General features: G+C 45.6%; 11 protein-coding genes and 2 pseudogenes. 11 read left to right on the forward strand and 2 right to left on the reverse strand.

Annotation, left to right across the window (positions count from 1 at the left end):
- Positions 1-142: 142 nt before the first annotated feature.
- Positions 143-1,558 carry a helix-turn-helix transcriptional regulator gene (locus tag ACEN8J_RS08230; RefSeq protein ID WP_039271170.1) on the forward strand — a complete coding sequence of 472 codons (1,416 nt, stop codon included), beginning with the start codon at positions 143-145 and terminating at the stop codon, positions 1,556-1,558.
- A 459-nt stretch (positions 1,559-2,017) separates the two neighbouring features.
- Entirely contained in the window at positions 2,018-2,437 is a 420-nt protein-coding gene (locus tag ACEN8J_RS08235) for a hypothetical protein (RefSeq protein ID WP_069010667.1), read from the forward strand.
- Between the two features lie 194 nt (positions 2,438-2,631).
- Here ACEN8J_RS08235 and ACEN8J_RS08240 read toward each other — a convergent pair.
- Both ACEN8J_RS08240 and ACEN8J_RS08245 read right to left on the reverse strand, forming a co-directional pair.
- Positions 2,632-2,930: pseudogene (locus ACEN8J_RS08240) on the reverse strand (SPRY domain-containing protein); the annotation flags it as partial.
- A 77-nt stretch (positions 2,931-3,007) separates the two neighbouring features.
- Complete coding sequence (locus ACEN8J_RS08245) at positions 3,008-3,247, reverse strand: hypothetical protein (RefSeq protein WP_029514978.1); 240 nt, start codon at positions 3,245-3,247, stop codon at positions 3,008-3,010.
- 239 nt (positions 3,248-3,486) lie between these two features.
- On the opposite strand from ACEN8J_RS08245, the pseudogene ACEN8J_RS08250 reads away from it, so the two are divergent.
- From ACEN8J_RS08250 to ACEN8J_RS08290, 9 genes and pseudogenes are all read left to right on the forward strand, one after another.
- A pseudogene (locus tag ACEN8J_RS08250) lies at positions 3,487-3,605 on the forward strand (fibronectin type III domain-containing protein); the annotation flags it as partial.
- A gap of 621 nt (positions 3,606-4,226) precedes the next feature.
- Positions 4,227-5,651 (forward strand): 3-isopropylmalate dehydratase large subunit, encoded by a 1,425-nt coding sequence (gene leuC, locus ACEN8J_RS08255; RefSeq protein ID WP_322252554.1) that lies wholly within the window; start codon positions 4,227-4,229, stop codon positions 5,649-5,651.
- 21 nt (positions 5,652-5,672) lie between these two features.
- On the forward strand, positions 5,673-6,275 hold the full coding sequence (gene leuD / locus ACEN8J_RS08260) for a 3-isopropylmalate dehydratase small subunit (protein WP_165146838.1): 603 nt from the start codon (positions 5,673-5,675) through the stop codon (positions 6,273-6,275).
- 232 nt (positions 6,276-6,507) lie between these two features.
- On the forward strand, positions 6,508-8,085 hold the full coding sequence (locus ACEN8J_RS08265; RefSeq protein ID WP_165146835.1) for an N-acetylmuramoyl-L-alanine amidase: 1,578 nt from the start codon (positions 6,508-6,510) through the stop codon (positions 8,083-8,085).
- 296 nt (positions 8,086-8,381) lie between these two features.
- Positions 8,382-9,881 carry an N-acetylmuramoyl-L-alanine amidase family protein gene (locus ACEN8J_RS08270; RefSeq protein ID WP_165146832.1) on the forward strand — a complete coding sequence of 500 codons (1,500 nt, stop codon included), beginning with the start codon at positions 8,382-8,384 and terminating at the stop codon, positions 9,879-9,881.
- A 45-nt stretch (positions 9,882-9,926) separates the two neighbouring features.
- A complete protein-coding gene (locus tag ACEN8J_RS08275) occupies positions 9,927-10,577 on the forward strand; it encodes a GerMN domain-containing protein (RefSeq protein WP_029514971.1) in 651 nt (216 codons plus the stop codon).
- 213 nt (positions 10,578-10,790) lie between these two features.
- On the forward strand, positions 10,791-11,465 hold the full coding sequence (gene nth, locus ACEN8J_RS08280; RefSeq protein ID WP_029514969.1) for an endonuclease III: 675 nt from the start codon (positions 10,791-10,793) through the stop codon (positions 11,463-11,465).
- 58 nt (positions 11,466-11,523) lie between these two features.
- Positions 11,524-11,796 (forward strand): hypothetical protein, encoded by a 273-nt coding sequence (locus tag ACEN8J_RS08285; protein WP_013310628.1) that lies wholly within the window; start codon positions 11,524-11,526, stop codon positions 11,794-11,796.
- A 481-nt stretch (positions 11,797-12,277) separates the two neighbouring features.
- Positions 12,278-15,928: a dynamin family protein gene (locus ACEN8J_RS08290; RefSeq protein WP_241113298.1), complete on the forward strand. Its 3,651-nt coding sequence runs from the start codon at positions 12,278-12,280 to the stop codon at positions 15,926-15,928.
- Positions 15,929-16,147: the final 219 nt, after the last annotated feature.

Raw genomic sequence — 16,147 nt, forward strand, 5'->3', positions numbered from 1 at the left:
CATTTCATGCCACCGATTATGCCGAAGTTCTTTAATAAAATGCAAAAGAAATAAAGGTTATTGACAACTGTTAAATTATGGACAACAATAGAATGCAATAATATAAAAGTTTTGGAATTTCTGTATGAAGGGTGGATATGACATGAAGCATACACCTACGATTAGAGCAGAATTAGACGGATATTTAAAACAAGAAGGTTTGAGTCTATCGCAATTTGGGCAAGTTGCAGGCATGAATAGGGGGGCGCTAAGTGCCATTGTGACAGGAAACAAGCCTATGTCTGTTAACCAGCTTGATCTAATTACTGAGGCGATGGGTTTACCGGAAGGCCACTTTTACGACTTATTTATAGAAAACTACATCATCGACACGCCCCCGAATATGAGACGAATCGAGCCATTTTTGTATCGTTGTGCGGAGTTGGACAAGTTGGATGCGATCCGTCGAGTGGTAGGAGCCATCATGGACAATCTACTTTATTCGCCCAAACTGTTTGACATTGCAGAAACCCTATTCGCTCAAGGACGCCATGCTGCGGCGCTGCTGCTCTATGAGAGCGTAGCAGAAGCAGAGAAGTACCAACATTCTGAACGTCTGGCAGTCTGTCAATATCGAATATTTACGATTCAAATTGGAGATGATCAAAGTCGGAATATGAAGGCAGCTATACTGTTTGAGCCTTATGTCGAGCGTTTGGATGAAATAGACCAGCTTGACGCATTGAAGGATTTGGCAAACGTATATAGGTCATTACGTAAATGGGACAAGGTAGACGAAATGGCAAGGCAAATGAGAGCTAAAGCGGAAATCCAGTATAGTTTACAACACCAAGAAAAACGAAAGTTTCTAGATGATGAAAAGAGAACAAGAGGGCCGTTATTTGGATACATTGCTTATGCTGACCTGTTGTGTGCTAGTGTTTGTGAAGCTCAAGGCGATTATCAACAAGCTCTACAATATACATACGCCTATGCGGATTTAGACTGGGTTAAAGAGGATGACGAGGACACAAAACACTGGGTAAACCTGTTCAGTCACTGGGCGGTAGGAAATACTTACGTATATAAGCTGTTGTCAGGAGAAATAAGCCTGCTGAACGATTATGTTGAATATATTGCTACAACATCAGCCGCTAACGAGAATGAAAAGCTTTCAAAACTGCTGAATGTTATAATCGCAGCAAACCAGTTTAGCATAGATGTAGACGATATACTCAAACGATTTGAAACGCTAATTGCGACTTTTTCACAACAACCATCATCAGATGATATGTATACCCGACAAGTGATACCGGATTATATCGCGTGGTTTGGTTACGAGTTAGGTTTTTATTATTTATACCGAGGGAAGTACATTGATGGCTTTAAATATTTGATGAATGCAATGGTAAAGTCACATATAATAAATAATGAAACTTACTTTATAAACTGTATGGGGTTGTTTGTTCGTTTTCAAGCCCATGCAGTTCCTGAAACTAAAGCTGAGTATTTCAATTTTATTGAAAGGGTGTGGGAAAACAATGTTCAAAAAAATGGTACTTTTAGTCATCGCGGCTAGCTTTTTGTTTATTGTTACTATGCCGGACCAAGCCTTTAACCACCACCATAGTATTCAGCCTAACGTTACCATTGGAGGATTTTAAAGAAAAAGCTCTGCTAACCTTATGGTTGGCAGAGCTTTCTTCAGTGTAGGAATTACCACACGATTTACTCGAATACTATTTCTGAAGTGATCAGCATGAACTATACATATAGAGTGTCAAAGTCGGATATAGAACTTTTTGCAGATGCGTTAGGCCAGGTAAGAGTATATGTAGTACAGCCGTTGAGCAATGAGTTGATAACGGTCGTTGACTACGGCGGAGTAGTGGAAAAGTTTTCGCCTGATGCAATTAAGATTAACGAGTCGTATTTCTTTCGTAAGCAGTTTGAATTTAGAGTAGATCTTAAAGAACCTACCAAATTGTAATCGGTAGCCTTAAAGGTAGACCATAACAAAAAATAGGAGAGGAAAAGGATGAAGAAAAGAATATTTCTGTTCTCGATTTTATCTTTAGCTATAGCAACTACGGTAGGTGCTGCTTCAGCTTCACCAAGTATAACTAGCAAAAACACCATAATTAATCAAAGATCGGGGGGAAGCGCAACTGTAAAAGAATCCTTTAGTGTCCCTAAAGGATGGGGTCATGTTAAACTTCGTATGAAGAATCACTCTGATCATCCAGTAAAGGTAAGTTTAACTCACAGCGGTTCAAACAAACTATATATTGAAGGATTAGTAATCGCTCCTCACGACACAGTGACTTGGAAATCTACTGACCAAGGTTTCAGCGACGGTTTGCGTTCTGGAGACTACATACTTCAGTGGAGAGGCAGCGACTATAAAGTTAATGGGGAAACATGGGGGGTAGCTGATTCACAGCCTGGAAATCTCTAAGTTATCCTAGCTATACAACTGTCCTTCTAGCCGTTTGGTGAGGAGGGCTAATTATGCGTTTGTTCAAGCCAACAAGTGAATTAATCCCCTTAATTGTTCGGTAGAGCTTTTTTTCATTGATCAGTTTGAATTTAGAGTGGATGTGAATAAGGACTCCGCTGGTATGTAACCAGTATGGAGTCCTTTGGTGTTTATTATTTAGTTGAATACTCACTTACTTCAACGTAAGGATTTTGTTGAATATTACGTAGTCTTTACGGTTGCTGAATGGTCCCTTGTTGTTATTGTGCTTATCAATGGCAAAGAATGAAGGACCTCTACCAGTATCCTTTGCGTCATACCAAGCGGTGAAAGCATTCAATTCTTTTTTACTCAGATCGAATTCTTTATCAAACCCATTACCCATGGTTACAGTAAGAATAGCGCGGTCACCAGTTGCTTGAGAGGCCTTATCTGTATCGGACGAACCAGGTGTTGTAGACGGATCTGGTGTTGGTGTTACCGGCAAATTATTGTACATCTCGAAGGCTCCAAGTGAAAATAGAGAATTACCAGTATTACTAGTGATGTTCAAACGGTATTTTTTATATTTTGTTTCATTGGTAAATGAAATTCTTTTTTCTCTTTTTCTTTCCAGTTAGTAATATTTTTTTGTGTATCGAGAATGACCCGTGAAACACCGTCCGACCCTTCGAACATCCAATCTTTTGGCGATTCGGTTAAACTAGATCTACGTGGAGCCAACACATATTTGTTGACAACTACAGGACTTTCAAATTCATAAGCAATCCAGCGTGGATACTTCGCCACGCCTCATAATATAGTATTGAGAAGATTTAATATAATTCCAAGTAATAACAGGGGAGTAGGATCGATCTTGGGTAAGTCATCAGTTAGATAAATATGCAAATATTTAGATTGTATTTATAGATTGGCAGGTTTATGTTTAGACACATTTCGAGGAATATACTTCCAAATATATACAGTAAAATAATGAAGCCTCTGTCACTCCACAAGGAGGAGGTCAAACTGACCCTGAGCAACTCTCAGGTAATCGCGCAATCATGGTATTGACCATGACTACCGGTTTGGACAAGGAATTTGACTTAAGCATGAAAGAGGTCAATGACTTTATCGCTTGGTTGAGAGCAGACAGGCTGGTACTGGATTGACTAAGCATTTTTTGTTAAGAAGCCCTTCCTTTAATCAAGACCTCGCATAGCCTATGGAGTATAGTACCCTAAAATAAAGGAGGCGTTACGTGTGGGGGAAATGAAAAGAGACTACGCGGGAATCACCGGAAGAGTTTGGACGTCGATAGCTGCTGTCTTGGCACTGTTCATTTTGCTGGTAATCATCTTGAAATTAATTCATTTATAAAGATTCTTAAGCTCCACCAGCAGCCACATTAGCTCCTGAGGAATGTATAAGGTTCGCCGTTCGACCCGTCCCCGACCTTAAAGAAGTTGGTGAAACAACAACGTTTTGAAAACAACAGAATGACCTTCAGCCGCTTTTCCGGAGTGGGTAGGGGAATAACCCCTTAACGACGCCTGATCCACGCCGGAGCGGCTGAAATAAGTGGACTGTTTTTACTATTAAGAGCTGATAGAAATCAGTGCAAGGAACCGCCTATATTCACCTCATCTATTCTTATAGCCTTAACCTATCACTTCTATAGATATCATATCTTAGACCAATCAGACATCCCGTGGTATATTGTTGACATTCAAGAGAGAGCCGCTCAGCTTCTCTCCACTAGATTCGAAAAACACAGGGGTGAATAATGATGAGTAAAAAGACTATGTTCGAGAAAATTTGGGATAACCATGTCATCTATCAGGAAGCAGGTAAGCCGAGTATTTTGTACATCGATCTTCACCTCGTACATGAGGTAACATCGCCACAGGCGTTTGAGGGATTACGTCTTAGCGGCCGTCAGGTACGTCGTCCAGAGCTTACGTTTGCAACGATGGATCATAACGTACCGACTAAGGACCGTTACAATATTACGGACCCGATTTCCAAGCAGCAAATTGATACATTAACTCAAAATTGCCGTGATTTCGGTGTCACACTGTATGATTTGGATACGGTGGATCAGGGTGTCGTTCACGTTATGGGGCCTGAACTTGGTCTGACTCATCCGGGCAAAACGATTGTTTGTGGTGATAGCCATACTTCCACACATGGGGCGTTCGGAGCACTCGCTTTTGGTATCGGAACCAGTGAGGTAGAGCACGTAATGGCAACACAATGTCTCCAGCAAGCCAAAGCCAAAACGATGGAAGTTCGCTTTGTAGGTACCCGCAAACCTGGTGTGACAGCAAAAGACATGATTTTGGGTGTCATCGCCAAATACGGTACAGATTTCGCTACAGGCTATGTTATTGAGTACACAGGTGAATCTATTCGCGAATTGAGCATGGAAGAGCGCATGACTGTGTGTAACATGTCCATTGAAGGCGGAGCCAGAGCAGGAATGATTGCACCGGACGAAACCACCTTCAACTACTTGCGTGGACGTCAACATGTACCGCAAGGAGACGCTTTCGAGCAGGCGGTTGCTGAGTGGAAAGAGCTTGTCACAGATGAAGGCGCTGAGTTTGATGTCGTGCTGGAGTTTGACGTAGATGCTTTGATTCCTCAAGTAACCTGGGGCACCAGCCCGGGAATGGGTACAGATATTTCTTCAACCGTACCGATTCCGGCAGAACTGCCAACCGAAAATGAACGTAAAGCAGCTGAAAAAGCGCTTGAATATATGGATTTGAAGCCAGGTACTCCGATCACGGATATTGCGATTGATTATGTGTTTATCGGCTCCTGCACCAATGGGCGGATTGAAGATTTGCGTGCAGCCGCTGAGGTTGCCAAAGGTTACAAGGTTTCTGACAAAGTAACGGCCATCGTCGTACCAGGTTCGGGACGTGTGAAAATTCAGGCTGAAGAAGAAGGACTGGACATCATTTTTAAAGAAGCAGGATTTGAGTGGCGTGAAGCAGGATGCAGTATGTGTCTTGCGATGAATCCAGACGTACTGCAACCGGGACAGCGTTGTGCTTCGACTTCTAATCGTAACTTTGAAGGTCGTCAGGGACGCGGAGGACGGACTCATCTGGTATCTCCAGCAATGGCAGCCGCTGCGGCGATTCATGGGCATTTTGTTGATGTACGGGATTGGAAATTCAAGCAGGAAGAAGTAGTCCGCTAGGATACAGGGGGAGGAATTACGATGGAAGCTTTCACAACATTAAAAGGAATTGTAGCACCTGTGGATCGGGTGAACGTGGACACAGACGCTATTATTCCTAAGCAGTTTTTGAAACGAATTGAGCGTACGGGCTTTGGACAGTTTCTGTTCTACGAGTGGCGGTTTGATGAAGAAGGCAATATCAATCCTGAATTTGAACCGAACAAGCCTCGTTATGCAGGGGCGTCTGTGCTGATCTCTCGCGCTAACTTTGGCTGTGGCTCCTCACGTGAGCATGCACCGTGGGCGATTATGGACTATGGGTTTCGTTGCGTAATTGCTCCGTCTTATGCAGATATCTTCTATAATAACTGTTTTAAAAACGGTATATTGCCGATCAAGCTGTCTGAAGAGCAAGTAGAGGAATTGTTCCAGCGTACGGCGCAGCATGATAACTACCAACTGAACGTAGACCTGAATGAAAAAACAATCACAGACGACTATGGTCTGAAAATTGAATTCGATCTGGATGAACATCGCCGTCAGTTCCTGCTGCAAGGCTTGGACGATATTGGACTGACACTCCAGCATGAATCTGAAATTCTGGCGTATGAACAAAGACGCGCTGCGAAACAAGGCGCATAATCATAATTCCCAGTTTAGGTTCAATACGAAGCCATATAGCTTGCTCATTTGTTAGACAGAAAGCCCGTACTGGCAATCCTTTTGCCTGCGGGCTTTTATCATGCTCAAAAAATAAATTGGAAAATAAGGGGTTGACGGTTCGACTCAGCATGGTATTGTAAATGTAAAATGGTTGAAGGACTGTGTCTGTGAGAAACACCAAAAAATACATATATAAGTTAGGGGAATGAGGATGAAGAAATATGGTTGGGTGATACTAGCGGCTATCTTGATTTGGTTGTGGCCGTCCTCCCCTCATGTGAACGCGGCTGGAGCAGATTTGTTTTTAGATGGCAAAAGGGTGGAAGCGCCTGCAGATGCCAAGCCTGAAATGGTCAATGGAAAAATCATGGTACCGCTAAGGGTGGTTGGGGAGCAGCTTGGATATCAATTCAAGTGGGAACCACAATCCTATAAAATCTCAATTCAAAAAAATAGTACCGATATGTCTATGTATGTAGGCCGTACATCGGCTGATGTGAATGGAAAAACAGTTAGTCTGGATGCACCTCCTGTGCTTCGGGGCAGCTCAACCATGGTTCCATTACGTTTTGTTGGGGAGCAAATGGGACTAAAAGTAGATTGGAATAATAAAAGTAAATCCGTAAATCTCAGTCAAAAGGCTGCAACTCAACAAGCAAATAAACAGTCACAATCCCAACCATCGTCGCAAACGTCAACACGGAGTACAACAAGCACCAATAAAACGTCTTCAGCAACAGTGACGACAATAAACCCAGTTGAAGCAGATAAGCATACTGAAGCTGCAGCTTCACCAACCAAGCAGCAAAATACAGAACGGACCGCAGCAAATGCGTTGCTTGTAAAAAATATTACTTTTGAGGGTGAAACGTTAAAGATTTCTCTGAATAAAGATGTTACCCCTAAAGTATCCAAAATGACGGGGAATGATCGTATTGTTGTAGATTTACCCGGGACTTCACTGGCGACTGATTTTCTTCAGCCGTTCCCGATTCGCACCGATGGCACGCGGGCGTTGACGAATAGTGACAGTGAGGATGTGCAGGAAATTAGATTTGCTCCCGCAGATGGACGAGATGGGGGCGTACGCATTGTCATAGCTTTAAATCAGACACGTGATTACGATCTTTCAACCAATGGCCTAGGTGATATCACCCTTCAATTGCGTGAGCGTAGTGTGAATTCAGCAGTGGTAACACCAACGAATGTCGAAGGACGGCGAATCGTCGTAATTGATCCCGGACATGGTGGCAAGGATCCTGGGGCAGGTAGTGTGACTGGGCGACATGAAAAGGAATTTGCATTGGCGGTAGCGTTAAAGGTCGAGCAGCTTCTGCAAAATGATCCCGATATTCAAATCATATTGACTCGTAATGGAGATACGTATCCCACGCTGGATGAACGACCACAGCTCGCTAATAATCAGCAGGCTAGCGTGTTTGTTTCCATTCATGGTAACAGTATGCCAGCTTCTAATAACGGAAAAGCTAATGGGTCAGAAACCTATTATGCACGTCAGGAAAGTTTGAGCCTGGCCACGATCATGCACAAGCATCTTGTAGCAGCAACCGAGTTCAAGGATAACGGCATTAAAGTGGCAAACCATGTGGTGACGAGAAAATCACAAATGCCTGCAGTATTGCTGGAGTGTGGCTACCTTAGTAATCTATCAAATGAAGCAGCCATGTTCACAGAAGAAACACAAGAGAAGATCGCTGAAGGTATTGTCGATGGGTTGAAGGAGTATCTCGGAACAGCAGGCACAGGAGCAACGGAACCACTTAACTAAGTGAGGTTTACAATAAAAGCTACTTTCCACCTTATTAATGAAAATTCATGGGGGTGAAAAGTAGTTTTTTTAGTTTTTTCGGCTGTGACTTTTGACGGAAAGCAAATGATCTATATTTTTAGTCAAAATTCGACAAAAGTAGTTCTTTGGCACGTATATTTCTGTTATGATGGAATATATTCGCAACTTTTGGTGTGAGATAACGTCTAAAAGGTTGTCTGATATTACATAAGCGCGTATATCAGGTCGCCGCACCGGAGCATGTGGCAAAAAAATTATGAATGGAAGGGTGACGAATGAAGAAATTTGGTTTTTTGTTGTTATTATTTGTCTTCATGTGGGCGGTTCCGGGTTATGGACATGCGGCTTCGAGTGGAACACAAATCTATCTCGACGATCAACAGTTAAGTGTCCCTAGTGGTGCTAAGGCACAAGTAATTGGCGGAAGTACAATGGTCCCGCTACGCGTAATTTCTGAAAATTTGGGATATGACGTGACATGGAAGCAGCAGGCGCGAACCATAACGATTGAGAAGGACAGTACCTTGATCCGAATGATAATCGGAAGTAAGACGGCGACTGTCAATGGAAGCGACATTAGTCTGGATGCTTCGCCTCTGCTGCGTTCCAATTATGCCCTTGTACCGCTTCGTTTTATCGGCGAGCAAATGGGACTGGACGTAAAATGGGACAGCAGCTCCAAGTCCGTAAAATTATATACCCGCAGTAGCGGGTCTGGAAACGGGGAATTTACACCTCCCAAGTCCGGAAATAACAGTACAGGTACTGGAAGTGTAACTGCACCAACGAATAATGCAAACTCAGGTGTTACACAGGTGCAGGGAATCAGTTTCAGCCAAAACCGTTTAACTATCACAACAGCCAGTGCCGTTAAGGCGAAAGCGTTTACGATGACAGGCCCTGATCGGGTAGTGGTGGATTTGCCAGCGACTGCGTTTGCTGACAATTTCGGAGACCAGCAAAAGCTGGATAGCAGCTTAAATGGTTCGCTGGACATTGAGAATGAAGCGGATGTGTCCGGTATCCGTTATGCTTTATTCCAAAAGGAACCTTCAACGGTGCGCGTTGTTATTGATTTGAAACATGCCATGAATTATACCGCATATAATGATGGCTCGAATCGTGTTATCGTCGATCTGGCTTCCAAAGATTCAGTGAATACCATGCCAGACGCAACGTTACCAGATGGCTCACAGCCGGATGACACACAGACATCACCAACGAACAGCAATGGTAAAAAGGTCGTTGTTATTGATGCTGGTCATGGAGCAAAAGATTCTGGAGCAGTTGGTGTTTCGAGAAAAAACTATGAAAAGACCTTCAACTTAGCGATGGCTCTGAAAGTAGAAAGCATATTAAAGCAGAACCCCAAACTTGAGGTTGTGCTGACACGCAGTGATGATACATTCTTGGAGCTTAAACAGCGCGTAAAAGTAGCTGAAAACCTTAATGCTAACGTGTTCGTGTCCATTCATGCTAACAGCAGCGGTAGCTCAGCTTCCAACGGTACAGAGACGTATTACCAGCGTAGTGCAAGCAAAGCGTTCGCCAACGTTATGCACAAGTACTTTGCACCTGCGACGGGCCTAACAGACCGCGGCATTCGTTATGGCAATTTCCATGTAATTCGGGAAACGACTATGCCAGCCGTATTGCTTGAAGTAGGATATCTGAGTAATGCAAAAGAGGAAGCCACACTGTTTGATGAAGATTTTCAAAACCGGGTAGCTCAAGGGATTGCAGATGGAATCACAGAGTATCTCGACGTAAAATAAATCTTCAACAAATCGCTTGTCAACGTCAAGCAAGGAGGGGGACATATGAACAAGAAAATCGTAATTGCAGGTCTGCTGGCACTGTTTGCCATTGCAGGTGCAGGGTGTGCCTCTAAGCAAACAACGGCTCCTGCGACTCCATCTCAGGAAACACAAACTTCTAATGCACAAAATAGCACACCCGAACAGACGACCCCTGATCCATCGGCTCAGTCTGCTGAAAATAATGGGGCGAGTCAAACACCTGCATCTCCGTCAACAGAGCCTACAAAGACCAAGACGGACACGGAAAATTCAGGAGATCGACAAACACAACAGATTACGGTGTACTATACGGATACTCAAGAGAATGGCTTGAAAGAACAGAAAAAGGAAATTACCTATCCAAGCGAGCTGGAAAAGTTGCAAAAAGCGTTTGAAGCTCTGCAAAAGAGTGGGGATTCTGCTCTAATCCCGTTGTGGTCCGAGAAAATTTCCGTGCATAAGATCAAATTGGATAACGGTGCATTGACTTTTGATATTTCCCTGCCGGACGAGGCTCGATTGGGAGCTGGCGGCGAGGAATTGGCTATCGATGCCTTGAAGAAAACGATGTTCCAATTCAAGGAAGTCAAAACGCTGGATTTGCTCGTAGATGGTCAATCTCTAGAGTCCTTAATGGGGCATGTAGATTTGGATCATCCCATGAGTCGCTAACCGATCAGACGCTATGAAAATTTCTTGGGAATTTGCACACTTTTCACGTGCAATCTGTGACAGATAATGATAATATAGGAGTGTATTTCTCGCCTATGCAGGCAGTCATGCACAAATAGTATTCGTTTCTTTCCGGATGATTATTTAGAGTGACCGTCTTGATGCGGGCTATCCCGTATCAAGACGTTTTTTTTGGTAGGAGGTAGGATTTCCGTGAATGCAGCAACCGCACGTCATATATTGGACACCATCGGTACGATGTTTCCGGATGCCCATTGTGAGTTGAACCATGACAATGCTTTTGAATTAACGATCGCCGTGTTATTGTCTGCTCAATGCTCCGATCAGATGGTCAATAAAGTAACGGCAGACCTGTTTCAAAAATACAAGTCACCTGAGGATTACCTAGCTGTTCCTCTTGAGGAACTGGAGCAGGATATTCGCAGAATCGGCTTGTACCGAAACAAGGCCAAGCATATTCATAACCTCTGTCGTATTTTAATAGACCAGTACGGGGGAGAGATACCTTCGGAGCACGATCAACTGGTTAAGCTACCCGGTGTTGGCCGCAAGACGGCTAATGTCGTTGTATCTACTGCTTTTAATGTACCAGCTATTGCGGTAGATACGCATGTAGAGCGCGTTTCAAAACGACTCGGCTTTGCAGGGTGGGATGATTCAGTGCTTGAGGTGGAAAAAAAGCTGATGAAGAGGGTTCCTAGGGATGAATGGTCTTTGACCCACCACAGGCTCATTTTTTTCGGGCGCTACCATTGTAAAGCTCAAAACCCTCAATGTCAGGTGTGTCCGTTGCTTGATGTATGCAGGGAAGGCAAGAAACGTATGAAAACGTCTCTTATCAGAAAAGATAAGGAACGTAGAGCTTAAAGACCCACAAAGGTAACAAGAGGGTTTAACCATTTATGTGTAGAAAAGGATGAAGAGTATGAAGTGCATTTCGGTATATACAGACAATTTTGAAGCATTCTCTGATATTTTTGAGCAAATTGTAACAACAGAATTTGCTGAAAACGAAGAGCGCGAGCTTGAGGGAATCACGGTTAGTCATTCCGGTGATGTACCTGAGCATTATCTGGAGCGTATGTCACAAAAGCCAGAAGTGGTCGTAATGAAGGATAAATCCCGTGGGATTACGATTTTACAGCATGGTCAAGTATTTGAAATTTTGCTGCCAGTGCTTGAGACTGCAGCCAATTAAGTTCAATTAGCGGACGACATGCGTTGCATGTTCCGGTATAGGCGGCTCGGCTGGTTTAACCAGCCCGAAGGCGCATATATACACGAACCTTGCAGACCATCCTGATGTGGATAGAGCCTCTTCCAATGAAGTGTGCATACATTTTGTACCCTGAATTATGGTGTCTCGTTCCGCATGTTCCAAAAGGTGAATGTACGTAATGAGCAGGCTCACCCGTTGTTTACATATCTTGCTTCGTCGTTGTCCCTTGAGGGCTTTGATAAATGCATTCGGTTGCCTAAATACTTATTCCTAATGATCCGTTTTGGACAGAATAAAATGAACTTTTTGTTATCATGTACGAAAACAGCGTTCCCTAAAGCCAGGTACTGGCGGGGAGCGCTGTTTAGTTTTTTTGATGTGATGATTCTCACAATGGCTTAGGAATGCTACAATATAGCTATTTGGTGCAGACAAGTGATAAGGAGTGGAACCGTAGCTTATGATGCAAACGATTACAGGGGATGCGGGAAAGTGGTTGGATACGATAGAACAGATACAGAATACACTGCGTAAAGCCGGGGATGAAGCGGGAGCGAAGGCGGTAGGGGATCTGCTGGAAAAAGCATATGCGCAGGAGCTGACCATTGCCTTTTGTGGACATTTTTCAGCGGGTAAATCGAGCCTGATTAACAGCCTGTGTGGTAAAACCGTCCTGCCATCTGGACCGGTGCCTACGAGCGCTAATGTAGTGTCCATCCGTTATGGACGTCCGAGAGCACTCATTCATCCAGCCCAAACAGCGGAAAATCCAGAGCCGGAAAGCATGGAAGCCTCCCTGTCCGAGCTTGCTGAGTATTGTAAAAATGGTGGAGCCTATGAATCGGTTCAAGTGTGGGAGGATGTTCCCATATTATCTAACGGAGGAGTGCTGCTGGATACACCCGGCGTCGATTCCACAGACCACGGACATGCGCTGGCGACACATTCTGCTTTACATTGGGCAGATATTGTTTTTTATGTAATGGATTACAACCATGTCCAATCTGAAAATAATTTGTCTTTTGCCAAAAGTTTATCGGATTGGGGCAAGCCGTTATATTTGATCATCAATCAAATCGATAAACACCGGGAGCGGGAGCTTTCATTTACACGTTATCGTAATGAGGTGGAGACTAGCTTTCACGCCTGGCAAGTTCATTATACGGACATCCTTTTTACTTCCTTGAAGGAGCAGAATCATCCATGGAACCAGTGGAAACAGTTGACGCACCTGATTCCGAAATTGCTGGAGCGAAAAACAGAGCTTTTGGCATACAGTTTAGTGTCCTCTATGCATCATTTGGTAGAGCAACATGTAGAGACTGTGCAGTCAGCTGAAGAAGAGGAACTGAACACACTGCTAAAAGAAGCGGGTGGGGAAGAAGCCATTTTGCGGCTGGATATAGAGCAGAAAACCTTGCAGCAAGAAGACGAACACTGGAAGATGCTCCCGGAGCAGGAGCGTAAACGGCTGCGTCAAGAGCTGGATCATCTACTGGAACACGCACATTTGACGCCAGCGGAGCTACGTGAAGCCGCAGGCGAATACTTAGAGAGCCGCAAGCCGGGCTTCAAAACAGGACTATGGTTTGCAGGAGGAAAGACTGAGCGAGAAAAGGAAAGCCGTTTGGAACGGCTGACAGGAATGCTGACTGATCAGGTGGAGGGACAATTGCTTCCTCATGTACGGGAGCTTCTGCGGTCTTGGGGTGACGGTCAGGGGTTGTGGACCTCTGCGATGGAGCAGGAGCTGGATGGCATCCGTCCTGTGATAGACCGGCAACTGGTAGAGCAGACGGTGAAGGAAAATGCGTTGTCGCCAGAGTATACGTTAAACTATTGCAAGGACCTACGCGCTGCTGTGACCGCCGATTGCCGCCGCAAGGCGCTGACGCTGCTAGACCGCCTGCTGGCCCAGCTAGCAGTGCGAGCCAAAGCCCGCCGCGCGGCTCTCGCAGAGAAGCACACTGCGCTGTTGGCGCAGGCGGAGGCGGCGAGCCGCTACAGCACTCGCGTGCAGGCCTCGGCTTCGTACGCCAACCTGTTGCGCAGCTTGCTGCCGCAGGCTCCCGCGCCAAGCGGGTTGCCCTGTGCGGACGCGCCTGCATCGGCGTCCGATACCGCCGCTGCTGCGGCGCCAACGGGCGTTGCGCGCCCAGGCATCGCTGGCCCGCGCAACGCATCGGCACAGCCGCTAGCAGGGACGGCGGCAGCACAGCCTGCCGCTGGAGGCCGCCGCACGCGGTTGGATGCAGCAGCGGCCCAATTGAAGGCTGCCGCTGCCCTCGTAAGTCCGTACCCTGCCATGCAAGCGGCGGTACGGGATTTACATGCCCGCGCCGCTGCGCTGGAGGGCGGGCAGTTTACGCTGGCGCTGTTCGGAGCGTTCAGCGCTGGGAAATCCAGCTTTGCCAACGCTTTGTTGGGTGAAGCTGTGTTGCCCGTATCGCCGCATCCGACGACAGCGGCGATTAACCGCATAATGGCGCCTGCAAGTGCTGAGCGCCATGCCACGGCTGACGTCCATATGAAATCAGTGGACGCGTTGCGGGAAGATCTTAAATACTCATTTCGGTTATTAGGATTGGGAGAGCCAGGGGCAGCGGGCTGGCAAGAAGCCGTTCATGCTTTATCTCCGGAAGGCATCCATCCTGCGGGCAGGCCTCATTATAGTTTTTTAAAGGCTGCCGCAGCCGGATGGGAAGAAGCTGAAAGCTTGCTGGGACAACAGCTTCAGGTGAATTTAGAGCAGTATCGGGATTTTGTCGCGTCTGAGCACAAATCATGCTTTGTGGAGCATATTGACCTTTATTATGATTGTGCTCTGACCCGTCAGGGCATCGTGCTAGTGGATACGCCAGGAGCGGATTCTGTGAATGCACGGCACACAGGCGTGACCTTCAACTATATGAAGCATGCGGATGCTCTTGTATTTGTCACCTATTATAACCATGCGTTTACGCAAGGCGACCGGCAGTTCCTGAATCAACTAGGTCGAGTTAAAGAGACCATGGCACTGGATCAGACGTTTTTTATTGTTAATGCATCAGATCTGGCTTCTTCTGAAGAAGAACTGCATTCTGTTACCCGGCATGTACAGGAACAACTACAGGCGAATGGAATCCGAAAACCACGTATTTATCCGCTTTCCAGTATGCTGGCGTTGGAAGCTACCGAACAGGGAGAGGCTTCGCTGCGTTCAGCTTCACGTTTTGATGCATTTGAAGATGATTTCTCGGCATTTGCAGCCGAAGAGCTGGCAGGTTTGTCCATCGCTTCGGCTATGCAGGAACTGGCCCGGCTGCGGAACCGCATAGAGCAACATGCAGCCGATGCCCGCTATAGCGTGGAAGAACGGGAGATACGATTAGAGCGATTAACTCGCATCCGTGGGGAATTGGAGCATACACTCCTAGGCCTGACTGATAGCAACGGTGCATCTGTGTTATCGGGCGAGACCGATGAACTGCTGTATCATGTACGTCAAAGGCTGTCCTATCGGACTGGAGAATTTATGGCAGAGGCGTTTCATCCATCTGTTCTGCGTGAAGGAGTAGGTGATCTTCGTTCGGCTTTTGCATCTTGTGGTCGTGAGCTGATGCGTTTAATCGAACTGGAGCTGTCTCAGGAATTACTGGCAACCACACTCCAGCTGGAAAAAACGGGACAAACTTTGGTGCACAAGGCTATACAACAGTGCGTAGAACACATGAACCATCAGTTGCCAGGACTAGATTGCACAATACCTGAATCGAGAAAATGGGCTGTTCCCGAGCTGAAGGAAATTTCCCTGCAGGAGTCCATTCATTGGAAGGATTATTGGAATAGCTTTAAAAATCCAAAGCTATTTTTTGAAGGAACTGGTCGAGCGAATCTACAAACCAAACTGGAGCCGATATTACGCGAGCGAATCGGGGAAGCTGTGGATCAGCAACGTGAACGAATGTCTGCTTTTTACGTTACGCTGATGCAGGAGGAACAATTGTGGCAGAAAGCTCAGCTTCGAGAGCAAATGCTGGAGACGACTCGTGGCATGGAGCATGCCCTTATGGGCGGTGAGCAGCCACAGGTTTGGGAAGAACTTGCTGGCAAGATTGCGGCTTTGGAGTAAAGATAAATATGTTCACCAATGATTAAAGATCAGGACACCGGGTTGTGGGACAACCCGGTGTTTTATGCATGCTCCAAAAAGAAAGCAATACTGAGTAAATAGCCACATTCAATAATAAGAAAGCGATTTAATTTGTCTAATCAGCCACCAATTGATAACCTGCCTGAATACGGCTCGTTATCCTCTTTGCCGCCTTGGAACGCGAATGGTAAACTTCAC

The sequence above is a fragment of the Paenibacillus sp. Paensp38 genome (assembly GCF_059491915.1).